The organism is Aureitalea sp. L0-47 (assembly GCF_026126405.1).
In the GTDB taxonomy this organism is placed as follows: domain Bacteria; phylum Bacteroidota; class Bacteroidia; order Flavobacteriales; family Flavobacteriaceae; genus Pukyongia.
Window position 1 is genome coordinate 76,763 of record NZ_JAFMTQ010000014.1, and the last position, 21,768, is coordinate 98,530.

The 21,768-nt window shown below is 43.0% G+C and carries 23 protein-coding genes and 1 other RNA gene; 13 read left to right on the forward strand and 11 right to left on the reverse strand.

Features of this window, described 5'->3' with window-relative positions:
* Window positions 1-122: 122 nt before the first annotated feature.
* Window positions 123-521, forward strand: a transfer-messenger RNA (tmRNA) gene (gene ssrA, locus J1N09_RS12800).
* Between the two features lie 410 nt (window positions 522-931).
* Here ssrA and J1N09_RS12805 read toward each other — a convergent pair.
* Both J1N09_RS12805 and J1N09_RS12810 read right to left on the reverse strand, forming a co-directional pair.
* The gene (locus tag J1N09_RS12805) at window positions 932-1,615 is read right to left on the reverse strand and encodes a DUF4412 domain-containing protein (protein WP_265200626.1); all 684 of its coding nucleotides are present in this window, start codon (window positions 1,613-1,615) and stop codon (window positions 932-934) included.
* A gap of 114 nt (window positions 1,616-1,729) precedes the next feature.
* On the reverse strand, window positions 1,730-2,494 hold the full coding sequence (locus tag J1N09_RS12810; RefSeq protein WP_265200627.1) for an oxygenase MpaB family protein: 765 nt from the start codon (window positions 2,492-2,494) through the stop codon (window positions 1,730-1,732).
* A gap of 130 nt (window positions 2,495-2,624) precedes the next feature.
* Between J1N09_RS12810 and J1N09_RS12815 the strand changes: the two genes are divergently transcribed.
* A complete protein-coding gene (locus J1N09_RS12815; RefSeq protein WP_265200628.1) occupies window positions 2,625-2,858 on the forward strand; it encodes a DUF2007 domain-containing protein in 234 nt (77 codons plus the stop codon).
* Window positions 2,859-2,931: 73 nt separating this feature from the next.
* Here the strand turns inward: J1N09_RS12815 and J1N09_RS12820 are convergent, their stop codons facing one another.
* Window positions 2,932-6,450, reverse strand: coding sequence for a LysM peptidoglycan-binding domain-containing protein (locus J1N09_RS12820; protein ID WP_265200629.1), 3,519 nt, complete (start codon window positions 6,448-6,450; stop codon window positions 2,932-2,934).
* Window positions 6,451-6,957: 507 nt separating this feature from the next.
* Between J1N09_RS12820 and asnA the strand changes: the two genes are divergently transcribed.
* The gene (gene asnA, locus J1N09_RS12825; RefSeq protein WP_265200630.1) at window positions 6,958-8,085 is read left to right on the forward strand and encodes an aspartate--ammonia ligase; all 1,128 of its coding nucleotides are present in this window, start codon (window positions 6,958-6,960) and stop codon (window positions 8,083-8,085) included.
* A 219-nt stretch (window positions 8,086-8,304) separates the two neighbouring features.
* Here asnA and J1N09_RS12830 read toward each other — a convergent pair whose 3' ends face one another.
* The 5 genes from J1N09_RS12830 to J1N09_RS12850 all read right to left on the reverse strand — a co-directional run bounded on the left by J1N09_RS12830 (window position 8,305) and on the right by J1N09_RS12850 (window position 10,867).
* Window positions 8,305-8,691 (reverse strand): hypothetical protein, encoded by a 387-nt coding sequence (locus J1N09_RS12830; RefSeq protein ID WP_265200631.1) that lies wholly within the window; start codon window positions 8,689-8,691, stop codon window positions 8,305-8,307.
* A 123-nt stretch (window positions 8,692-8,814) separates the two neighbouring features.
* Window positions 8,815-9,258, reverse strand: a complete 444-nt coding sequence (locus tag J1N09_RS12835) for a rhodanese-like domain-containing protein (protein WP_265200632.1) — start codon at window positions 9,256-9,258, stop codon at window positions 8,815-8,817.
* 1 nt (window position 9,259) lies between these two features.
* A complete protein-coding gene (locus tag J1N09_RS12840; protein WP_265200633.1) occupies window positions 9,260-9,571 on the reverse strand; it encodes a rhodanese-like domain-containing protein in 312 nt (103 codons plus the stop codon).
* Window positions 9,572-9,664: 93 nt separating this feature from the next.
* Window positions 9,665-10,294 (reverse strand): thioredoxin family protein, encoded by a 630-nt coding sequence (locus J1N09_RS12845; RefSeq protein WP_265200634.1) that lies wholly within the window; start codon window positions 10,292-10,294, stop codon window positions 9,665-9,667.
* 6 nt (window positions 10,295-10,300) lie between these two features.
* Window positions 10,301-10,867, reverse strand: coding sequence for a TlpA disulfide reductase family protein (locus J1N09_RS12850; RefSeq protein WP_265200635.1), 567 nt, complete (start codon window positions 10,865-10,867; stop codon window positions 10,301-10,303).
* Window positions 10,868-11,031: 164 nt separating this feature from the next.
* On the opposite strand from J1N09_RS12850, the gene J1N09_RS12855 reads away from it, so the two are divergent.
* A complete protein-coding gene (locus tag J1N09_RS12855; RefSeq protein WP_265200636.1) occupies window positions 11,032-11,484 on the forward strand; it encodes a MarR family winged helix-turn-helix transcriptional regulator in 453 nt (150 codons plus the stop codon).
* A 28-nt stretch (window positions 11,485-11,512) separates the two neighbouring features.
* A complete protein-coding gene (locus tag J1N09_RS12860; RefSeq protein ID WP_265200637.1) occupies window positions 11,513-12,082 on the forward strand; it encodes a YceI family protein in 570 nt (189 codons plus the stop codon).
* A 48-nt stretch (window positions 12,083-12,130) separates the two neighbouring features.
* Here J1N09_RS12860 and J1N09_RS12865 read toward each other — a convergent pair whose 3' ends face one another.
* Both J1N09_RS12865 and J1N09_RS12870 read right to left on the reverse strand, forming a co-directional pair.
* Complete coding sequence (locus J1N09_RS12865) at window positions 12,131-13,321, reverse strand: DUF1501 domain-containing protein (protein WP_265200638.1); 1,191 nt, start codon at window positions 13,319-13,321, stop codon at window positions 12,131-12,133.
* Window positions 13,322-13,324: 3 nt separating this feature from the next.
* Window positions 13,325-14,674, reverse strand: a complete 1,350-nt coding sequence (locus tag J1N09_RS12870) for a DUF1800 domain-containing protein (protein WP_265200639.1) — start codon at window positions 14,672-14,674, stop codon at window positions 13,325-13,327.
* Between the two features lie 233 nt (window positions 14,675-14,907).
* On the opposite strand from J1N09_RS12870, the gene J1N09_RS12875 reads away from it, so the two are divergent.
* From J1N09_RS12875 to J1N09_RS12910, 8 genes are all read left to right on the forward strand, one after another.
* Window positions 14,908-16,308, forward strand: coding sequence for an anthranilate synthase component I family protein (locus J1N09_RS12875; protein WP_265200640.1), 1,401 nt, complete (start codon window positions 14,908-14,910; stop codon window positions 16,306-16,308).
* Between the two features lie 2 nt (window positions 16,309-16,310).
* Complete coding sequence (locus J1N09_RS12880; protein WP_265200641.1) at window positions 16,311-16,877, forward strand: anthranilate synthase component II; 567 nt, start codon at window positions 16,311-16,313, stop codon at window positions 16,875-16,877.
* The gene (gene trpD / locus J1N09_RS12885) at window positions 16,878-17,876 is read left to right on the forward strand and encodes an anthranilate phosphoribosyltransferase (RefSeq protein WP_265200642.1); all 999 of its coding nucleotides are present in this window, start codon (window positions 16,878-16,880) and stop codon (window positions 17,874-17,876) included. It begins immediately after the preceding gene.
* Window positions 17,873-18,655, forward strand: a complete 783-nt coding sequence (gene trpC / locus J1N09_RS12890) for an indole-3-glycerol phosphate synthase TrpC (protein WP_265200643.1) — start codon at window positions 17,873-17,875, stop codon at window positions 18,653-18,655. Before trpD ends, trpC begins: the two co-directional genes overlap by 4 nt.
* 26 nt (window positions 18,656-18,681) lie before the next feature.
* Window positions 18,682-19,293: a phosphoribosylanthranilate isomerase gene (locus J1N09_RS12895; RefSeq protein WP_265200644.1), complete on the forward strand. Its 612-nt coding sequence runs from the start codon at window positions 18,682-18,684 to the stop codon at window positions 19,291-19,293.
* The gene (trpB, locus tag J1N09_RS12900; protein WP_265200645.1) at window positions 19,274-20,455 is read left to right on the forward strand and encodes a tryptophan synthase subunit beta; all 1,182 of its coding nucleotides are present in this window, start codon (window positions 19,274-19,276) and stop codon (window positions 20,453-20,455) included. The genes J1N09_RS12895 and trpB overlap by 20 nt, the downstream gene beginning before the upstream one ends.
* Window positions 20,456-20,457: 2 nt before the next feature.
* Window positions 20,458-21,222: a tryptophan synthase subunit alpha gene (gene trpA, locus J1N09_RS12905; protein ID WP_265200646.1), complete on the forward strand. Its 765-nt coding sequence runs from the start codon at window positions 20,458-20,460 to the stop codon at window positions 21,220-21,222.
* Between the two features lie 195 nt (window positions 21,223-21,417).
* Window positions 21,418-21,546 carry a hypothetical protein gene (locus tag J1N09_RS12910; protein ID WP_265200647.1) on the forward strand — a complete coding sequence of 43 codons (129 nt, stop codon included), beginning with the start codon at window positions 21,418-21,420 and terminating at the stop codon, window positions 21,544-21,546.
* 102 nt (window positions 21,547-21,648) lie between these two features.
* Here J1N09_RS12910 and J1N09_RS15545 read toward each other — a convergent pair whose 3' ends face one another.
* Window positions 21,649-21,756: a T9SS type A sorting domain-containing protein gene (locus J1N09_RS15545; protein WP_414826851.1), complete on the reverse strand. Its 108-nt coding sequence runs from the start codon at window positions 21,754-21,756 to the stop codon at window positions 21,649-21,651.
* Window positions 21,757-21,768 lie beyond the last annotated feature (12 nt).

Consider the following 21,768-nt stretch of genomic DNA (forward strand, 5'->3'; position numbering starts at 1 on the left):
GCCGGAGGCGGAGAAGGAGGAGCCCGCATAATGATAAAGAATGTTCTTTGAAAAAACCTCTTCTTCGGAAGAGATTCCTGCCTTCACTTCGACGAGCTCAGTGTTGCAAGCAGGAATAATTTGGGGCCGACTGGTTTTGACAGCGGGTCAAATTGTACGGTAAGCATGCCGAGCGCTGGAATACAGCTCGTAAATCTCATATTTCATCCTTTTTAAACGGCGAGAATAACTACGCCCTAGCTGCATAATCCGAATTATAGTAGGATGTGCCTCGGCCCGCAAGGCGGGCAAGCAGGAAGTCACTCGAAGGCCTTGGTTTACGGCAATCGATAAAGTGGCTTCGTAAAAGTAAACCTAGATCCCGCAGGGCTTTGATGCGGTTTCGAAACTCAATTGAAGCTAAGCGGTGCGTGGGCGGTTTTCGGCCAACAATCCGACGAAAATTCAAACGAAGACTAAGCATGTAGAAAGCGGTATGGTTGCTCGTTTGGACGAGGGTTCGAATCCCTCCGGCTCCACTCAAAAAGCCACCTCCGGGTGGCTTTTTTCGTTACGCCTTCGGGATTCGAAGGCCGACGCGACAAGCTGGCACCTCGCTAAAAATGTCCACTGGACATTTTATTTACGCTCGGTCCTCTCCGGCTCCACAATCAAGCAGAAATCTCTGCTACGGATTCAATAAGAAAAATGCCTGGAAGCTCGCTTTCGAGGCATTTTTTGTTTGAAGACGTTTTGTTGTGAAACAACAATAAGATTTCTATTTGCAGCATGGGAACAATTAGGGATCACCGCAGGTAATCCCTCGTTTGAGTTACATTTTTTGTTATGACATTGGTTTGTGCAACAAACCATGGATTCTATTTACAGGACTGGAAACACAGGGATCACCGCAGGTAATCCCTCGATCAAGCTGAAGAATCAGAGCAGGTAACTACTGTCCACCCCCAAACGCAGAAGGATCAAACTCCTTTTCTTCATAATCTTCCGGTATGTCGAATTCACTGTCAGATACCTTTTTCGTATCAATGGTAGTAGCTGTCATGATCATGGTCATACCCATATTCTCGATCATTATTTTTAAAGGCATACCGTTTATTTCTTCCAGGAAAAAAGCACCGGCATTCAGATCTTTAGACCCACCGGTCCTTTCGATCTTGAACTTATCCGTAACCCACAGATACTGTGTGCTCTCCTCTCCGTTTTCTGCCTGAGTTACTACTTTGTACTTCTGGCATTCATATCCGGAAATGGCTATAATTTCATCCTCCTTTGTTATGGTAGGGGTTGGCGTTTCTTCTTCCTCGTCATTATCCGGAAAGGTATAAGCGGTCTGCTCCTCATGCTTCACCATCCAGGCTTTCTCCATTTCACCATCAACAATGATATCTCCCATCATTGCTGCCGTCATTCCACCATTCATTTTGAATTTTAGCTTTTTGCCTTTAAAAACGTATTCATAGTTGTTCGGCATAAAGGCAGCCATTTGATCGGCTCCTTCACCGGCTAATTCAATGGTATAAACAACCCTGCCTTCAAAAGATTTCTGAGCCCTTGATGTAGTACTAAACATCATTAGTGCTACCAGGAGAAGCACCATATTTTTTAAACGAATCATAATTGAATTTTAAATTTTGAACAGGAAAGTTAGGTAATTTCAAGAGATAACAGAGGCTTTAGGTTTTGAAATTTAGCATCAAAACTAATACAAAGTATCAATGATAATCACATATCACTCATTAACAACATTTAGTGCATTGATCTGCTCCCGGTATTCCTTAGGCAGAAGTAGCGTTTTCACAACATTGTCGAGTCTTACAAGGCGGCTTATTTTATATAGCGGAACCCCTGGAGCCAACCATTGGATATTGCTAAAACCCATATAATTCTTCACGATAACAGGAACAACCAGCTTCTGGGCCTCGATCAACAGACTGTAACGAGTATTTCCCAGCTGTTTCCTGTATTGATTGAACAGATCAATTGTATACTCACTTTTCGTGAGGTCATTTTCTAAGTGAGCAGCGCGTACAGGGAGCCATTTCTTATAGTCTCGAGGGAGCTCTTTCAAACCCATACGATCGCCCACCCTAACAAAGACATTATAAACTTCTTCTTTTTCGGTATCGTTTAGCTTTTTCTCCAGTAGCTCATAAGCGGCTATCGAATAATGGATTAACATGAACAATACATCTCGATAAGCCCAATCGGGTATACTATATCCGCGACTTTTTTCTACCCCTTTATGGATTTTGCTAATTGTTTCTATAGCCTCATTTGCTGCTTCCGTAGTTGAAAACACAATAGACCTTGCATAGCGTACGGTGGAGAATAGCCTGCCTATAGGATCGGAAGGAAGCCTACCGGTAAAATAGAGCCAATCCACCGCTTTATTAAGAGCAAACTCAGCCGCTGCCCCGGCGAAAATAAAAAGAATAGTATCGCTTTTCCCCCAGATCTTTCTTACTATGGAATCACTGTTAACAAAGTACTGCATACAGAATCAGTCTATTACAAATTTACACCTTCAACCTCGATTAATCCCTATGATAAAGGTCATTAAATAGCCACTATTATTCCGTATCTTTAAGTATTAAGATTAGACAATAACAAAAAATCATAGGAATATGAAAGGTGGAGAATTTATTGACGTATACTCAGGATCGGAAGTTCGGGTGATTATGCTGAAAGGGTTACTGGAAGAAATCGGTATTGAAGGAATTGTTCAGAACGAATTTCAGTCTGGAATAACTGCCGGTTTTGGCGGTGGAACCATCAGCACAGTAAAACTCAAGGTTCATGAAGACGATCTGGAGAAAGCCAAACCAGTAGTTGAAGATTTTATTGAGAATCAGCATTAAAAAATGCCTTAGCGAACAATTTAATGCGAGCTAAGGCATTGACTAACAGTTTAATAACTGAAATCTATTTGGTCTAGTAGTATTTCTTAGTTAATAAGTCACCTTCTTCATCGTACACGAGCCACTCACCTTTTTTCTTGAAGTTATTATACTCGCCTTCCGTTTTTAGCACACCGTTTTCGTGATAGAATTTCCAGAATCCGTGGATCTTTCCCTGGTCGTAGTTACCATCCGACTTTAACTGTCCGTTGTCATGGTAAAACTTCCATGGTCCGTTTTGCTGTCCATTCTCGAATGCACCCATGGATTCGAGCGTTCCGTCCTCATAATAGTTCTTCCATTCACCAGATTTCTGACCGTCTGAATAGCCTCCTATTTCTCTAATCTGACCATTCTTGTAATAGTACTCCCAGGTACCGATCTTCTTGCGTTCTTCATCGTAGATCCCCATATCGCGTAACTGACCGTCCCTGTAATATCCTCTGGCTATTTTAGGCTCGAAAGGTTTTGATTCTTCCACGGCCAAAGTGGGAGTCACCGTTTCTTTCTTCGGACTAATCTTCAATTTCTGGCCTACAGCAAGCTTATCTGAACTCAAATTGTTCCACTTCCTGATATCACTTACTTTAACACCGTACTCACTAGCGATCTTACCCAGGTACTCTCCTCTACCCACTTTGTGGTAAATGGTTTCTGTTATGGCTTCCGACTTAACGGTTGATTCGCTTTCAATTTTTGCCAACTCGGAAGCTTTTTGAGCCTTAGCAGCTGCAGCTTCTTCCAATGCCTTTTGATTTTCAACTTCTGCCAAACGTGCTGCTTCCTTCTCCGCAGCCTTCGCCTTCGCTTTTTCAGCTTCGATCTCGGTTAATCTTGCGATCTCTTTTTTGGCTGCTTCTTCCAAAGCTTTTTGCTTTGTTACCTCGGAGGCCAGACGTTCTGTTTCCAGTCGCTCTGCTTCTTTTCGAGCTGCTTCTTCAACTGCCTTTTGTTTCTCAATTTCGGCAAGACGCGCTGCTTCCTTCTTCGCCGCTTCCTCGAGTGCCTTTTGCTTTTCTGCTTCAGCTATGCGGGCGGCTTCATTCTTCGCAGCTTCTTCTGCGGCTCTTTGCTTTTCTATTTCTGCTAATCTTTCCGCTTCTTTCAGAGCTGCCGCCTCTTCCTTAAGCATCTGTTCTTTCCTGGCAATTTCCTTTCTTACTTCTTCCTGAATTGCCGCATCACGTTCTGCTGCTGCAAGTCTTTCTGCTTCCAGGCGAGCTGCCTCCTTCTTTGCTGCTGCTTCAAGTGCCTTTTGCTTCTCTGCTTCAGCAATTCGTGCTGCCTCTTTGCGAGCTGCTTCAAGTTTCTCAGCTTCTCGTTTGGCTTCTTCCTCAAGGGCTTTCTGACGTTCCGCTTCGGCCAGTCTGGTTGCTTCTTTGCGAGCTGCCTCTAACCTTTCGGTTTCTTTTTTAGCAGCTTCTTGCAATGCTTTTTGTTTCTCAACTTCCGCAATTCTTGCAGCCTCCTTTCGGGCGGATTCCAGTCTTTCAGCTTCGCGTTTGGCTGCTTCTTCCATGGCTTTTTGACGTTCAAGTTCCGCCAGTCGTGCAGCTTCCCTGCGCGCAGCCTCAAGCTTCTCTGCCTCTCGTTTTGCAGCCTCTTCAAGAGCTTTTTGCTTTTCTACCTCAGCAATTCGCTGTGCCTCTTTACGAGCGGCTTCAACTCTTGCAGCTTCTTTCCTTGCAGCTTCTTCAAGAGCCTTTTGTTTTTCAATTTCAGCGAGTCGCATCGCTTCCTTTCTGGCAGCTTCTATTCGCTCTGCTTCTCGTTTGGCTGCTTCTTCCAGTGCCTTTTGCTTTTCTACCTCGGCTATTCTTTGTGCTTCTTTACGGGCCGCTTCAATCCGTTCTGCTTCGCGTTTCGAAGCCTCTTCCAATGCTTTCTGTTTTTCAAGTTCTGCTATGCGCAGCGCTTCTTTGCGCGCAGCCTCAACCCTTTCTGCTTCTTTTATCGCAGCCTCTTCCAATGCCTTCTCACGCTCTAATGCAGCCATGAGCTCTGCTTCTTTTTTGGCGGTTTCCAACTTCTCAGCTTCCCTTCGGGCGGCTTCCTCAAGTGCCTTTTCACGCTCAATTTCGGCCAGTCGGAGCGCTTCCTTACGTGCGGCCTCAATTTTTTCTGCCTCTCTTTTAGCAGCTTCCTCGAGTAATCGTTGTTTTTCTGTTTCAGCTTGTCTTTCTGCTTCCTTTAGCGCCAATTCCTTGCGTGCAGCCACTTCAAGGGCTGCCTCTTTTAACGCTGCTTCTCTCTGGGCCTGCTCTTTCAAAACAACTTCTTTGGCAGCAGCTTCCTGCAATGCGAGTTCTTTCACGGCAGTCTCCTGAATTGCTTTTTCCTTCAACTCCGTCTCCATTCGAGCGGTTTCTCTAAGCTCAATTTCTTTTTTAGCTGCTTCTTTTAATGCTAATTCCTTAGCAGCTGCTTCTTTCAATGCTGCCTCTCTGCGAACTGCTTCTTCGGCCGCAGCTCTTTTTAATTCGGCCTCTTTCAATGCTGCTTCCTTCAGGGCCAATTCATTTCTGGCAGCTTCGAGTCGGGCTTCTTCTTTTAACTGCGCCTCCCTTTTTGCTTTTTCTTCCAGGGCCAATTCCTTAGCTGCAGCCTCAATCATTGCAGCCTCCCGCGAAGCGGCTTCTTTTCTGGCTGCCTCTTTAAGTTCGGCTTCCTTCTTAGCAGCCTCCCTCAAAGCAACCTCTTTAAGAGCAGCTTCCTGCAAAGCTGCTTCTTTCATAGCCATTTCCTTGGCAGCAGCTTCTTTCAATGCGGCTTCTTTGAGCGCTGCTTCCTTTAGTTCCGCATCTTTCTTATTCTTTTCCTCTTCCGCAATTGCTTTTTGTTCAGCAACTTTATTCGCTGCGTCATTGTTCAAATCGATAATGGCCTCAAGTTTCTTCACGCGGAAAGAACTTTCGTCTAATTGCTTTTTAAGGTAATTGGCATAGGCTGCCTCGTTCATTAGTTCTTTTTCCTTCTGACTTAATTTCTGAACGAGTTCCTCTTTATTCTCAGGGAGTGTTTCGGTGGCCGAAGGAGTTTCTTCTTCTACTACTACTGTGACATCAGTGGTTGTTCCCGGACTAGTTTGAGCGAATTCAGATCGGTCCATAGGTGTTACCTGCGCAATACCAACTCCACGTCTTCTTGTGGGCTGTTTACGTGCCTGAGCGGTTATCATGTCGGACATATATAATACCTCACCCGGCTTTTCACCTTCAGAACCATATCCAACCCGCTCCAGTTCGCCGTTAGGGAGAAAATACTTCCACTCACCTGTTTTCTGGCCTCTTATATAGGTTCCGATGGACTGTAGTTTTCCATTCGTATGGTAATATTTCCATTCTCCGGATTTCCTGCCTTCCGAGTATCTTCCTATGTCACTCAAGCGTCCGTTTTCGTGATAAAACTTCCACAAACCGGACTCTTTTTCACCGGAAAATGAACCGGTATAATGGATATTACCATTGGGATATTGCCGCCCAACATAACTCATTTGGGCTTGTACTTCCATTGAAAGAAGCGCAATTAATAAAACGAGTAATAGTTTTTTCATATCTGATGGGTATACAATTCAACAATCATCTAATTCCCTTATTAGGAAATAGATACATTGCACATATAGGTAAGAAATGGAGAGTTGGGACGATGGTAGATCAATTATAACCTTCTGCGATTCAGTATTACCTGATATGTGCGTATTTCAACAAATTTCGCACACCGATAGAAGGTGGAGAAGCCATCGGAATTTGAAAAATACAAAAATTAGGTGTCACCGCGCCTACGGGATAGCCAAAATTTGACTTAGAAACAGAAAATTAAGTGTATACACTAATAGTTAATATTGAGTCCTTCAGAAGGTAATTCGGAAACAAAAAAAGCTAAGAGAATCGCCATTTCGACTGAAAAACCCAACTAAAACAAGAGTAGGAATATTTTAAGAGCTTCATGATAATTATCAGATTTTTTCTTCGCCGGAAGGGCTACATTTGAGTCTGAAGTCACTGTAAATGTGGCACTTCGGAAGATCAATCGAAACAGTAAAAATTTAAAATTTTAGTTCATGGATGTAAAACAATCAGACTTAGCAGGTCCCGGCATCAGCACTTACGAAGAAGTTAGTAAAGTTCTACCGAATGACTACAAACCATTGCTCTCTCCCCTGAAACGTATGGAAGCTCTTTACCTGGTGAAAGAGTACATCGAAAAAGGACTAGCAGAGGAATTAAATCTTCAAATGGTTCAGGTTCCTTTAATTGTGAGTAAGGACAGTGGTGTAAATGACTACCTGGACAGAGACGGATCGCGCACACCTGTTGAATTTCCCGCTGGTTTAGGGCTTCCTAAGCGTATGGAGGCACAGATCGTGCAGGCAGCTACAAAATGGAAACGAATGGCACTGGCTCAATTTGAATGCGAAGTAGGGCAAGGTATTAACACCGATATGCGAGCCGTTCGCAAAGATTATTTCCTCGATCACGACCATTCCGCCTATGTTGATCAATGGGATTGGGAAAAAACGATTGCCGAAAGCGACAGAACGCTTGAATACCTCAAAGACGCAGTGCGAAAAATCTGGAAAGTGATTCGAGGTGCCGGCATTATGATCAAGGAAAAATTCCCTGAACTCAATGATCCCCGTTATCCGGACTTCCCCGAAGAACTCGAATTCTTCCACGCTGAGGAAATACTGGACATGTATCCTGACCTTCCCAGAAAACAACGCGAAACGCGCTTAATCCAGGAGCACCCGGCCGTATTTATCATTGGAATTGGATCCGTATTAAAAGATGGTTATCCTCACGAAATGAGAGCGGCAGATTATGACGACTGGATTACTCCAACCGTTATGAAAAATGGTGAGCAATACTACGGTCTGAACGGTGATATCCTTGTATGGAATCCTGTGACGAAGAGAAGACACGAGTTATCGTCCATGGGAATTCGCGTTACTAAGGAAAGCATGAAAGCGCAATTGGAATTGTCGGGCCAATCCGATTTCCTTGAACTTCCTTACCACCAGGCCATCCTGAACGATGAAATCCCTCTAAGTATTGGCGGAGGTATAGGACAGGCGCGTACTTATATGTACTTACTTCGAACAGCACACCTGGGAGAAGTAACTGTTTCTATCTGGCCGGACAAGCTTAAGGAAATCTGTGCCGAGAAGAACATTGAAGTACTAGAATAGTACAGACTTCAGTACAGAATATAAATCAGGTTTCAGGCGATTATTTCTTTGCCTGGAACCTGAATAATTCTACACCTATACTGACAAGAATAATGGAGATAGCCAACATTTTAGCGGGTTGAGACAGCGGGGATAATAAAAAGTGACTTCCCAGTGCTCCAATAGCCACGGATACCAAAAGAATCTTTACTGAGTGAAAAAATAATCGTACCATCACTGTTAAGCGCTAATTACTGCAGGTAGTCCAACTTCAGACAAACTGCTATATTTAAATAAAAGGTTTCGGTAAAAACGAATATCCTGCGGGCTTCTCTCCAGACATCCTTTTAGGGTCTCCTCCAAATTCGAATAAGAAATCGTAAGAGCAACAGCATTGTTCAGGCTGTATAAATTATCCTCTTCCTGCATTCTTGGATTTTCAGAATTCCACAAGGTTAAAGTAGATGCCTCGTCATTGATGGTCACCTCTACCGACTTGAAAAAATGTCTCAGTAATTCTTTTTGAAAATAATACAATCGATGATCCTCGTGAGAGTGAGAATCCGCGCAGCTCCTAGTGATGAGTTTACGCATTTCATCGTGCACGTTAAACACTTGATTCTTCATAGCAATACAATTAATTCACCTAAAAGTACGCCTTAAAGAATCCTATTATTGTTAAGAAAACATTGTTTAGGATGATTTTAACAGCTTGTAAATCATACTGTTAAAATATTAAGAGGGAATTTCTTACTTAACCACTTCCCGGCCCGAATCTTGCCAGGCCACTATCCCGCCGTCCAGGTCATAGACCCTGGTAAATCCCATTTCTTCCATCATGGCAGCCGTATCGGCGCTTCTTCGGCCACTTCGGCAAAAAACGTAAACGGGATTATCTTTATCAAGTACTTTGAGCTGCTCTTTGAAATCGTCTGCGTAGAAATCGAAGTGAATCGATCCGGCAATCGTACCCTCCGCAACCTCCTCTGGTGTTCGGACATCGACCACTTGAACGTCACCTACTGCATTGATATGTTTTTCGAAGTCTTCGGAATTCAATAGGGAGACCACTTCCTGGGTCGTCACTGCTTCTGAAACCTCTTCTGCTTGTGTTTTTTTCGACTCAGACTCTTTACAGCTCATCATTCCGAAGAAAAGAATGATCAGCAAACTCATGTACTTGATTGTTTTCATGTTATACGGCTTTATCACCCTGCCATTGTTCAAATCCACCCAGCAGGTTGTATGTTTTACTGAAACCTATGGAATTTAAGATCATACAGGCTTGTTTACTTCTTCCCCCACTCCTGCAATAAATATAGTAACTCTTGGATTTATCCAGCTCGTTAGCTTTCTGCATAAAGCTTCCTGCATCCTGGATATTGATATGAAGCGCATCGGGAATGTAGCCCTGTTCAATTTCGAAGGGCGTTCTTACATCCACTATTACGGCGTCCGGATCGTTCTCCATCATCTCTGTCCATTGCTGTTGCGATAGGTCTTGCATAGATTATTTTTGGGCAAAATTAAGCTTTTTGAGACAAGAAATAAAAACCGGCTCTTTGAAGTAAGAACCGGTCTATATTTTTTGGGCTAAAATTTATTGCTTCACCGAGCAACCGATGGCTTTGGTTTCTTTTACAGTAACCTCTTTCCCATCGAGCAATTCATAAATCGCGTTCGCCAGGAAACGATCTTTAACAGCGGCACCGTTACGCACATTGTCGTCTATCGCACCAATATATCGAACTACCCGGCCTGCATCTGTTTTTTCCAGCAGGTAGACATGAGGTGTCTTAGTTGCACCATATTCGGCATAGACTGTGTTGGTTTTGTCGTACAGGTAAGGAAAGGTAAATCCTTTATCCTTGGCTTTTTTCTGCATTAATTCGTAAGTGTCGTCCGGCTGTACTTCAGGATTATTCGGATTTATCGCTATTACAGGATATCCTTTGCCTTTAAATTCAGCATCCAGGGCGATGATCCTGTCTTCGCTGGCCACGGCGTAGGGACAGGTGTTACAGGTAAAGATCACAATGAACCCTTTGGCTTCAGGATAGTCGTCGTAACTAACCATGTTACCATCGGTGTTCAACAGGTTGATCGCAGCGGCCATATCACCAATTCCATAACCGTCATCTTCCGAATCGCCTGCGGTTGAAAACCCGACAAAGGCGAATGACGCCATAATCAGGAGACTGAGTACAAATACTAATTTTTTATTTTTCATGATTTTCTATAATAGGGATTTAACTTCGTTTTCTAGTTCTTCATAAGTGAACGATCTTTCGAAAAAGGCTCGTTCATTTTGATTGTAAATAAGGGTAGCCGGAATAGCGCCCTGCCATTTAGTACTTACCTTTGGTATCCAGTCGTTGGCATTATCATCGTCCAATAATACCACTTCCGATTGGATCTTGTTTTTTTCAATAAACGGGACCACCTGTGTACCCAAACGGTCGGGAAAGTCGAGACTTACGAAGATGACCTTCACTTTATCTTTCGCATACTCGGAAGCGATTTTTTCGAAATAGGGCATTTCTTTCACGCAGGGTTTGCACCAGGTGGCCCAGAAATTCACAACGTATGTAGTATCGGTTTTTTTCTGAAGCAATGCCTCGTCCAGGGCTGGAAAATTGTAAGCGGTAATTCCGTATTCCACTCTTGTTATAGGTAATACATCCTCCGTGTCTTCCTGGAGAACCTCGGATGATTCGTTGCTTTGTTCAGCTACCTCCTTCTTGGAGGTGTCGTCACAAGAAATTAGCAGTAAAAGCGCGAAAGCGCAGTATATAACTTTCATTCTTTAAAAATATTTATTGTAGCAATGATTAGGAAACGATTTAACATAAGATTAAACGTATTCAGAAATAATAATTGATCCGCTACTGATAAATTTTTGTTAACAGACGATTCAACTTCAGAAAAATAATTACATTTGTACATACAAATATTGTAATTACATCAATGGATATTGAAACGGCAATAAAAACTATTCACAAAATGGCGATCAGCACCAAGACCGTCATCAATGTGATGTATACCTCTCGTTACATCGAAGAGGCGGTAAATACTGTTTTAAAGCCGTACGACCTTACGATACCACAATATAATGTGCTTAGGATCTTGCGCGGTCAAAAAGGAAAGCCAGCCAATCTTTCAACCATACAGGAACGAATGGTAGACAGAAACAGTAATACCACCCGGCTGGTAGATAAACTGATACGCAAAGGTTGGGTGAAACGATCGGTCTGCGAAACAAATCGCAGAAAGGTGGAGATCATCATTACCCAACGAGGACTTGATGTGTTAAAAGAACTAGATCCCATTACCGAAGACAATAACTCAATGATACTTAAAAATCTTTCAGAAGATCAATTGGTTCTGTTGAACCAGCTTCTGGACACACTAAGAACTTAATTAAATTCATAAACCAAAAATTAAAAAAATGAAAAAAGTTGTAAACTCAGCATTAATACTTGTAATAGCTTTAGGCGCTATGGCATTTACCACTCCTGTGAAAAAGAAAGTTAATGTTTCCAAAAGCACAATTAACTGGAAAGGCGAAAAAGTACTAGGTACACACCATGGCACTTTGAAATTTAAGGAGGGATGGATCGAAATGGACGATAACGGGATTAGCGGCGGAAAATTCGTTGTAGACATGACCAGCCTGGTTGTAACCGATCTTGAAGGAGGGTCTAAAGGTAAACTGGAAGGCCACTTGAAGAGCGATGATTTTTTTGGTGTTAATGACCATCCAACTGCTACCCTTATGATCACTTCAGCATCTAAAATTGATAGTGGGTACAAGGTTAAAGGTGATATCACCATAAAAGGAACCACAGAACCAGTTAGTTTTATGCTTATGGACAATGGTGACAATACGCATTCTGCAAAACTGGTGATCGATCGTACCAAATTCGGTATTCGATACGGAAGTGGAAGCTTCTTCGATGATCTTGGCGACAAGACCATCAACGATGAATTCGAACTGGAAGCAAAGATTGTTTTATAAATTACAATTGCTATGAAAAATTAGGGCCTGCATTTCGCAGGCCTTTTTTTATACAATATTAAGTGGTGCATGTGCTTCGTTCAGCAAAGTAGTGCTAGGAACATCCAGCCAGTTATCCATGATATTCGCGTAGATCCTTCGGAAATCGATCTCATAGATAAGATCTCCGTTCTTGTCCAGCCTTGTAAGGTCGGGAGCCTGGTTATAGAGACCAGGACGCTTCAGGTTCTTACCAATTACAAAGACGTTATTTGCAGCACCGTGGTCGGTTCCCATGGCGGCATTTTGCGATACTCGCCTTCCAAATTCAGAAAAAGTAAGAATCAGCGTATCCTTAAAGGTTCCGTTTGCTTTCAGGTCCTTGACAAGAGTACCCACTCCTTCAGCATAGGTTTTAAGCAGGGATTCGTGCTTCCCTGATTGACCCGCATGAGTGTCGAACCCGTTCAACGAAGCAAAATACACTTTGGTGTCCAGGCGGCTATTGATGAATTCCGCCAGGGTTTTCATTTGTTTACCGAATTCTGAAGTACCGTAATCGAAAGCCGACTTGGTCACTTTCGTTTTTTCATAGATATAATTCGCCGTTTGTTTTGCATCTATCATGGTTTGGTAGAGATATCCCATATTGTGCTCACTTAAATGGGCATCCTGCTGATAAGACAACAGGGTGTCGAAATACGGGTCCCCGGCAACTTTCTTCAACATGGCGGCATCCTTTGCAACGGTACCATTACCAAATTTGCCCTTCATTATTAAAGACAAAGCATTTCCTACTTCAATAGCGTCGTACGGATTCTCACCATATAGATCCAAATAACGACCTACCCATCCTTCGTGTAACACTTCGTTAGCCGCACTGGCCGTATGCCAGATATCAGTGGACCTGAAGTGTGATCTGTTTGGATTTGGATAACCTACGTTGTTCACGATCGTTAGTTCACCTTTGTCGAACAGTTCCTTTAATGGCGCGAGATTAGTATGGAAACCTAGTTCCGTGTTCAGCTTTATAATATGCCTCTTCTTGATCGCGATCATCGGCCGTTCCCGGTAATAGATATCGTTGCGATAAGGAACTACGGTATTGAGTCCGTCATTACCTCCTGCTAACTGAATGATCACTAAACGCTTGATTCCCTCTGGAACACTAAGCTGTGCGTCCATAGCCTTCAAAAACCCAGGCACTAAAAACAAGCTACTGGCCAAGGCCGAATTTTTTATAAAATCTCTTCTTTTCATAGCTTACGTCAATTGAAATTCAGGCAGCGACATCAACTGCATACTAATTTCTCTTTTGGAGAATCCGTCTACCTCTTTAAACATTTGGGCTGTTCCACCTTTTAATTCGGGTGCGCAGATGGCTTCAGCCAACCCTTCAAATTCCAGCCCACCGTATTCGTTACTGAATGAGCTCCAATCGCTGGAAACCTTTAATCGATCACCAAAAGTTCTTCCTTGCGCTGCTTTATACTGAAATGATTCGGAAGGTATCATACCGTTCCCAAGGAAAACCGAAGCCAGTTTCATACGTATCATCAGGGTATGACTGTTGATCCAGGAACGACCTCCAGGCCATCCCGCCACGTTAGGCGGCTCCAGTAGAGACTGTCCGAGCAACCGCTGAACAAACAACTGCTGCCTGTGATCCTCGAATTCGAAAGGCACAACCCTGTAGATCGAACTCAGAAGATCTATTGGTGATTTGATCTTATTCCCTACGTTATCGGCATCGTAGAACCAATCCGACATAAACAGAAAACGCATTAAGTTTTTTATATCGTGATCCTTGTGGAATACTTCCGCCATCTCCTCTACGTGATCGGGATTCACATTGGTATTTACGAAATACCGATAGAGTTTAGTACAAATAAATGTAGCACAGGCTTTCTGTTTACAGATGATATTCACGATATCATCACCATCAAGTTCACCTTTCCAACCCATAAAGTTTTTTGTACTGAAGTCGTGTCGACGTTCATTCAGTATAAAAGAACCATCCATTCGGGAGCCCCAACCTGTAAAAGCGCGAGCGGCTTCCTTAATATCATCCTCCGTATAATTTCCTTCACCTAAAGTGAAGAGCTCGAGGAGTTCCCGGGCGTAGTTCTCATTGGGGTTGCCTTTCTTGTTCCTGTTCGTGTTGAGATATTTCATCATGGAAGGGGCCTTACCTATCTCCTTGGTAAAATCTCTGAAATCACCCAGTGCATGCTCCCTCAGCATATTTCTATACTGAACAGAGTAATAAAGCACCTGGTCCCTTACCACAAAGTGATTGGACCAGAATAGGGTCATTCGTTCGTTAAGCGCTTCTTTGGAAGTGGAAATTCGTTCTAGCCAGGCAGCATTGTACTCAAGATGTTTACTCGCATTTTTCCTGATGAGCTTCCTGAATTCTTTCAGCTTCCCCTGGAAATCACCGGCGAAGAACTCGTCGAATTCGGATAGATCAACGGTGAGTGGGGTGACATTTTCAGAACCTTCCATTAGCTTATCTACCACTTCTTCTCTGGTGAATGAAGTAAGTTTTTTTGCTTCGGAAGGACGTATTCCAAAAGCTGCTCTTCGGTATAAATGGTAAATATTTTTCAACTCCATACCTAAGTATGACTAAAAATTATGCCAAACGTTTATTTGGTTAAAAATGCGACCTAAAATTTTTGCGTGTTTCGAGGCAATTCATATCTTTGAACTCACATGAAAGCAATAAATTTAAACAACTGGTGGTGGAAAAACTTACGTCAATCGTCGTGAGCGGAGCACTATGAGTTATCAATATACGGGCTTGTCTATCACGACAAGCCTTTTTTTATGCTAAACTACTAATGAAATATAACTTAACAACACATTTCGAAAGACTACTGGCGGACACCTTAACTCCGGTTTCTGTCTACCTTCGTTTGCGTGACAAGTACCCCAATAGCTTGCTGCTTGAAAGTAGTGATTATAGGGCTAACGACAATACCTTTAGTTTTATTTGTTGTAATCCCATAGCGTCAATTTCTATTTCTGAAGAGAAAGTAGTGCAGCACTTTCCCGATGGAAAAAGCGAATCAACCAAGATTGATCCCGATATGAATATCCCTGAGGTCCTTGAAGAATTTGCGGCTTCTTTCCGAAGTAATACAGATACAGCATTTAACTTTCCTACTAATGGGCTCTTCGGATATATGAGTTACGATGCGGTTCGTTACTTTGAAGATATAGAAGTGAACAAAAGCAAGTCGCAGCTCGAGATTCCGGACGTTTATTACGCCGTCTATCAGAACGTTATCGCCATCAACCACTTCAACAATGAAGCTTATATATTTTCTCATTGTTTTAATTCCGAATCTAATATACCGGAGATCACCCGTGTATTGCAATCGAAGAATTTCGCCGAATATCCTTTCAGGCGAAAAGGAAATGTAAGCACGAATATTAAAGATGAAGCCTTCATGGACCTGGTATCGAAGTGCAAGGAACATTGTGCCCGTGGAGATGTGTTTCAGATAGTACCCTCAAAACGTTTTTCCCAGGAATTCAGCGGTGATGATTTCAACGTGTACAGAGCGCTTCGCAGCATCAACCCTTCCCCTTACCTTTTCTATTTCGACTACGGCAATTATAAGATCTTCGGAAGTTCTCCGGAGGCACAATTGGTGGTTCAGAAGGACCGGGCGGAGATTCATCCAATTGCCGGAACTTTCAAGCGAACAGGGAATGACGAGCAGGATGCCGAACTGGCTCGTAAACTTTCCGAAGATGAAAAAGAGAATAGCGAACATGTGATGCTGGTCGACCTTGCGAGAAACGATCTCAGCAGGCACGGAAGTGATGTACAGGTGGAAACCTACCGGGAGGTTCAGTTCTTTTCACACGTGATCCACCTGGTGAGCAAGGTCACGGCGAAGAAAAATCCCAACACCAAGACCATGCAAATTGTAGCCGATACTTTCCCGGCGGGAACGCTAAGCGGAGCTCCAAAACACCGGGCGATGCAACTACTGGAAGAATACGAGAATGTGAATAGGGAGTTCTACGGTGGGGCCATCGGATTTATGGATTTTGAAGGGAACTTCAATCACGCCATCATCATTCGGTCATTTGTGAGCAAGAACCACACCCTGCATTACCAGGCCGGGGCGGGAATTGTTTCCGACAGTAAGGAAGAGAGCGAATTGCAGGAGGTTTACAATAAACTTGGAGCGTTAACCAAAGCCATGGAAATGGCAGAAACCGTTTGAGAATGAAAGTATTGGTAATAGACAATTATGATAGTTTCGTGTACAACCTGGTACACTACCTGGAGGATCTCAATGTAGACGTTACCGTAGTTAGAAACGACAGGTTCTTACTGGAAGAAGTCGAGAAGTACGATAAAATACTATTGTCCCCCGGACCCGGTATTCCGGACGAAGCCGGACTGCTGAAAGATGTTATCAGAGCCTATGCAGGACGAAAGCCAATTCTTGGGGTTTGTCTCGGACAGCAGGCCATAGGAGAAGTATTTGGTGGCAGTATCACCAACCTAGATGAAGTTTTCCACGGTGTTGCCACCAAAGCAAATATCCTGGTGGATAACGAACCACTATTTTCGGGTTTACAAAAAGAGATCGAGGTAGGAAGATATCATTCCTGGGTGGTGGAAAGAGAAGGTTTTCCGGATGTTCTCGAAATTACTTCTTTAGACGAGAACGGACAGATCATGTCTTTGCGGCACCGCGAATTCGATATTCGGGCCGTTCAATTTCACCCGGAAAGCGTTTTAACACCCGAAGGAAAAACAATGATCAAAAACTGGATAGAAAGCTAAATGAAAAAGGTGCTCAACAGGTTGATAAACCACGAACAATTGGATAGAGAGGAAGCCAGGAATATTCTAGTTTCCATTTCTGAAGGAGCTTATAATTCTAGTCAGATCTCCGCCTTTCTAACCGTTTACATGATGCGAAGCATAGGTTTGGAGGAACTGGAAGGGTTCCGGGATGCCTTGTTGGAGCTATGCATACCGGTGGATGTTTCGGATCTTAATACTATAGATCTCTGCGGAACGGGTGGCGATGGCAAGAATACATTTAATATATCAACCCTCGCATCCTTTGTAACTGCCGGTGCCGGGGTCCTTGTAACCAAACACGGGAATTACGGTGTTTCGTCTATTAGCGGGAGTAGTAATGTTATGGAACAACTGGGAATCCGGTTTAGTAGTGATTCCGAGTTTCTGAGACGCTGCCTTGAAGAAGCCGGCATCTGTATTCTACATGCACCACTCTTCCACCCTGCTATGAAGAACGTAGCACCCATAAGGCGCGAACTAGGCGTTAAGACCTTCTTTAATATGTTGGGGCCTATGGTAAACCCGGCTTTTCCAAAGAACCAGCTAGTTGGTGTTTTTAGCCTGGAGTTGGCTCGAATGTATGGGTATTTGTACCAAAAAACCGATAAGAACTACGCCGTGTTACACGCCATCGATGGCTATGACGAGATCTCTCTTACGGGCTCTACCAAGGTGATCTCGAATAGCAGTGACATGATCCTGAAGCCTTCGGATTTTCAGGTGTCGCAAATCACACAGGAAGAAATACACGGGGGTGATACCATTGAGGAATCAGCTAAGATCTTTACAAAGATCTTAAGTGGTAAAGGCACTTCAGCTCAAAATAATGTGGTATGCGCCAACGCTGGTATGGCAATATCCGTGGTTGAAAAATGTTCCCCTTTGGAAGGATTTGAAAAAGCCATGGCTTCCTTACAGGACGGACTCGCTTTAAAATCACTTCAGAAATTACAGGAATTAAGCAGCGAAGCATGACAATATTAGATAAAATAATCGCCTACAAGCGCAAGGAGGTGGAAGCTCGAAAAAAAGCATTTCCAATTTCCATTCTGAAACAATCCGAGCTATTCAAAAGGTCAGCGTTCTCTATGTCGGAAGCACTAAGGAATAGCAAGAATGGAATCATTGCGGAACACAAAAGACGCTCCCCTAGTAAGTCGGTGATCAATGAGAAGGTTAGTCTACCTGAAGTGGCTAGTGGCTACGAAAAAGCAGGAGTGGCGGCCATGTCGGTATTAACGGATACTTCCTTTTTTGGAGGATCTTTGGACGATTTGTTGGTTGCGAGAGATTTCGTTAGCACTCCTCTTTTGCGAAAAGAATTTATTATAGATACTTACCAGCTATACGAAGCTAAAGCTTATGGAGCCGACGCGGTTCTTTTAATTGCGGCTGCTTTGAACAATAGCGAATTAAGTGAGTTCGCCAAGGTTGCCACGGATCTTGGACTAGAGGTCTTATTGGAGGTGCATAACGAAGAAGAACTAGAGCGATCGAACATCGATAAGGTGAGCATGATAGGTGTTAACAACCGTAATCTAAAGACATTTGAAGTTAGCACAGAGAACAGTAAACGCTTATCAGGGTTGATACCGAAACGGTTTGTGAAAGTTTCGGAAAGTGGGATCAGTTCGATAGAGGCGATTTCAGAATTAAGAAACTATGGATACCAGGGATTTTTGGTAGGAGAGCATTTTATGCGTCATAATGACCCCGGTAAAGCAGCAAAGCAATTTATTCAGCATCTGCTATGAGCATTCCGAAGGTTAAAATATGTGGTATGAAGCACAACATATCGGAAGTTGCCGATCTGTTGCCTCACTACCTAGGTTTTATTTTCTATCCCGGGAGTCCGAGAAACTTTTTGGGTGAGATACCTAATTTACCGGACAGCATTAATAAAGTTGGGGTGTTTGTAAATACCGATATAGAACATCTCGTTCAGCTTGTTTCTGTCTACGATCTCGATACCGTACAACTGCATGGGGAGGAAACTACAGAGTATTGTGAACAGCTGGGTAAAAGCCTAGAAGACGATGGCCTTGGAGATATCTCGCTTTGGAAGGTCTTTCATATTAAAGACGAATTCAATTTCAACCTATTAAAATCCTACGAACCCTTTGTAGAAGCTTTCTTATTTGACACAAAAGGTAAAACCAAGGGTGGAACAGGTGAAGTGTTTAACTGGAATGCGTTAGAAGCATATCCTTCAGAAAAACCATTTATGCTAAGCGGAGGCATTGGTCTGGAAGAAATAAATGAGATTAAAAAGATGCTGTCAACCGATCTACCAATATTGGGTGTAGATGTGAACAGCAGGTTCGAGATCGAGCCGGGAAGAAAAGATATTATCAAACTTAAAAAGTTTATTGATGAGCTATCATGTAAATGAAAAAGGATATTATGGAGAATTCGGGGGCGCTTATATCCCTGAAATGCTCTATCCGAATGTAGAAGAATTGCGACAAAATTACCTGGAAATCACTTCGGAAGCGTCTTTCAAAGAAGAATTTTCTTCATTACTGAAGGATTATGTGGGCCGGCCCACCCCATTATATTTCGCGGAGCGACTTTCAGAAAAATACAACACAAAAATATACCTAAAACGGGAAGATCTATGCCACACTGGTGCTCATAAGGTGAACAATACTATTGGTCAGATTCTCCTGGCGAAAAAATTAGGTAAGAATAGGATCATAGCCGAAACCGGAGCCGGACAGCATGGGGTAGCCACCGCTACCGTTTGTGCGCTCATGGGTATTGAATGTATTGTTTATATGGGCGAGATCGATATCGAACGTCAGGCTCCAAATGTTGCCCGAATGAAGATGCTCGGCGCAACAGTGATACCTGCCCTTAGTGGGAGCAGGACGCTGAAAGATGCAACAAATGAAGCGATCAGGGACTGGATCAACAATCCAACGAATACTCACTACATAATCGGAAGTGTGGTGGGGCCACATCCCTACCCCGATATGGTTGCGAGATTTCAGAGTGTAATTTCAGAAGAAATAAAAGAACAGCTGCACGAAAAAGAAGGTCGCGAGGAACCGGATTATGTGGTGGCTTGTGTAGGTGGAGGAAGTAATGCGGCTGGGGCTTATTATCACTTTCTAGATAATGAAGAGGTAGGTATAATCGCAGTTGAAGCTGCAGGAAAAGGTATTCATACCGGGGAGAGTGCGGCAACCTCTGTACTTGGTAAGGCCGGAATAATTCACGGGAGTAAGACGCTACTTATGCAAACCGGGGATGGACAAATAACCGAACCTTATTCCATATCTGCTGGCCTGGACTATCCGGGGGTAGGACCTATGCACGCACACCTTTATACTAGTGGTCGAGGTGAATTCATATCAATCACAGATGAGGACGCAATGCTCGCAGGCCTTGAGCTTAGCAAACTTGAAGGTATTATACCGGCGATAGAAACCAGCCATGCTTTTGCGATATTTAAAGATCGGCCTTTTAAAAATGAAGACGTAGTAGTAGTTAATCTGAGTGGTAGGGGCGACAAGGACCTGGGAACCTATATTGATTATTTTAATCTTTGATCATGAACCGAATTACAAAAAAGCTAAGCGAAGATAAAAAGCTGCTGTCTATTTATTTTACAGCCGGATATCCACAACTGGAAGATACAGTAGAAATATTGGAGTCCCTCGAAGAGAATGGCGTGGACATGGTCGAGATAGGATTACCATTTAGCGATCCATTGGCCGATGGGCCTACAATTCAGGAGAGTTCTACAGCTGCTTTAAAAAATGGAATGAATACAGATTTGTTGTTCGAACAGCTTACGAATATTCGAGAACGAGTTTCCATACCATTAATTATCATGGGCTATTTCAACCCTGTACTACAATACGGCGTAGAAGCCTTTTGCGCTAAATGCGAAGAAATTGGAATCGACGGTTTAATTCTGCCAGATTTACCCCTTGCGGAATACCAGGAACATTACGCATCCATCTTCAAGCGATACAACTTGATAAATGTATTTCTTATCACTCCTCAAACTTCGGATGAACGTATTATGGAGATCGATGAAAACAGTGAAGGTTTCATCTATATGGTGAGCAGCGCAAGCACAACTGGAAAGACTAGTGGTTTTGGACAAGAACAAAAGGATTATTTCGCCAGGATCGCGAATATGAATTTGTCGAATCCTCAAATAGTTGGTTTCGGAATTAACAATGTTGAAACCTTTAAATCTGCCACCGAATTCGCTAGTGGTGCCATCATTGGTAGTGCGTTTATTAAAATGTTAACATCTGAAGGAATCCAGGGGATTCAGACGTTTATTAAATCCATACTGAAGTAGTATTTATTGTTCTTCATTCGCAATAGTTAGGTCGATATTATACCGTTTTAACAAGCTGGAACTATTCTAAATAACGTATTGGTAATCGGGCTGAATCCGTAGTCACGGAATTACATTAACCTAACAATAACAAGGCCTTGGCTAATTTTATGACTTGTTGGGTGTACCTTTGAGTAAACTTTAAAAAAGGTAATTATGGAAAGAATGTTTGAGCGCAGAATTGCGCAGACGAATCCGACAAATCCAACGGCTAATATTCATATAGTGACGAACAAGGTCGACTATTTTGAGAAAGCAATTTGGAAACAGCAAGTAAAGAGATAATTACTCTAGACAACATAAAGACGCAAATCAAATAATTAAAATAAAAAAACCCCTTCCAATTTGGAAGGGGTTTTCTTTTGGTTGGTTATATAATCTCTAGGATTATTCTTTGATCAAACGCTTGACCGTTGTAGCGGCTTCGCTGTTGATCTGAACCATATACACTCCGGAGGCAAGTGCTGAGACGTCGATAGACAGCTCACTTCCCATATTTCGAAGGTC

Bases quoted from the DNA above. Each gene is read 5' to 3' on its own strand.
- J1N09_RS12875 (WP_265200640.1), top strand. From the start codon at position 14,908: ATGAAATATAACTTAACAACACATTTCGAAAGACTACTGGCGGACACC.
- J1N09_RS12820 (WP_265200629.1), bottom strand. From the start codon at position 6,450: ATGAAAAAACTATTACTCGTTTTATTAATTGCGCTTCTTTCAATGGAA.
- J1N09_RS12845 (WP_265200634.1), bottom strand. From the start codon at position 10,294: ATGAAAAATAAAAAATTAGTATTTGTACTCAGTCTCCTGATTATGGCG.
- J1N09_RS15545 (WP_414826851.1), bottom strand. From the start codon at position 21,756: ATGGGAAGTGAGCTGTCTATCGACGTCTCAGCACTTGCCTCCGGAGTG.
- trpC (WP_265200643.1), top strand. From the start codon at position 17,873: ATGACAATATTAGATAAAATAATCGCCTACAAGCGCAAGGAGGTGGAA.
- J1N09_RS12910 (WP_265200647.1), top strand. From the start codon at position 21,418: ATGGAAAGAATGTTTGAGCGCAGAATTGCGCAGACGAATCCGACAAAT.
- asnA (WP_265200630.1), top strand. From the start codon at position 6,958: ATGGATGTAAAACAATCAGACTTAGCAGGTCCCGGCATCAGCACTTAC.
- J1N09_RS12860 (WP_265200637.1), top strand. From the start codon at position 11,513: ATGAAAAAAGTTGTAAACTCAGCATTAATACTTGTAATAGCTTTAGGC.
- J1N09_RS12850 (WP_265200635.1), bottom strand. From the start codon at position 10,867: ATGAAAGTTATATACTGCGCTTTCGCGCTTTTACTGCTAATTTCTTGT.
- J1N09_RS12830 (WP_265200631.1), bottom strand. From the start codon at position 8,691: ATGAAGAATCAAGTGTTTAACGTGCACGATGAAATGCGTAAACTCATC.
- J1N09_RS12865 (WP_265200638.1), bottom strand. From the start codon at position 13,321: ATGAAAAGAAGAGATTTTATAAAAAATTCGGCCTTGGCCAGTAGCTTG.
- trpA (WP_265200646.1), top strand. From the start codon at position 20,458: ATGAACCGAATTACAAAAAAGCTAAGCGAAGATAAAAAGCTGCTGTCT.
- trpB (WP_265200645.1), top strand. From the start codon at position 19,274: ATGAGCTATCATGTAAATGAAAAAGGATATTATGGAGAATTCGGGGGC.
- J1N09_RS12840 (WP_265200633.1), bottom strand. From the start codon at position 9,571: ATGCAAGACCTATCGCAACAGCAATGGACAGAGATGATGGAGAACGAT.
- J1N09_RS12880 (WP_265200641.1), top strand. From the start codon at position 16,311: ATGAAAGTATTGGTAATAGACAATTATGATAGTTTCGTGTACAACCTG.
- J1N09_RS12855 (WP_265200636.1), top strand. From the start codon at position 11,032: ATGGATATTGAAACGGCAATAAAAACTATTCACAAAATGGCGATCAGC.
- J1N09_RS12835 (WP_265200632.1), bottom strand. From the start codon at position 9,258: ATGAAAACAATCAAGTACATGAGTTTGCTGATCATTCTTTTCTTCGGA.
- J1N09_RS12895 (WP_265200644.1), top strand. From the start codon at position 18,682: ATGAAGCACAACATATCGGAAGTTGCCGATCTGTTGCCTCACTACCTA.
- J1N09_RS12805 (WP_265200626.1), bottom strand. From the start codon at position 1,615: ATGATTCGTTTAAAAAATATGGTGCTTCTCCTGGTAGCACTAATGATG.
- trpD (WP_265200642.1), top strand. From the start codon at position 16,878: ATGAAAAAGGTGCTCAACAGGTTGATAAACCACGAACAATTGGATAGA.
- J1N09_RS12815 (WP_265200628.1), top strand. From the start codon at position 2,625: ATGAAAGGTGGAGAATTTATTGACGTATACTCAGGATCGGAAGTTCGG.
- J1N09_RS12810 (WP_265200627.1), bottom strand. From the start codon at position 2,494: ATGCAGTACTTTGTTAACAGTGATTCCATAGTAAGAAAGATCTGGGGG.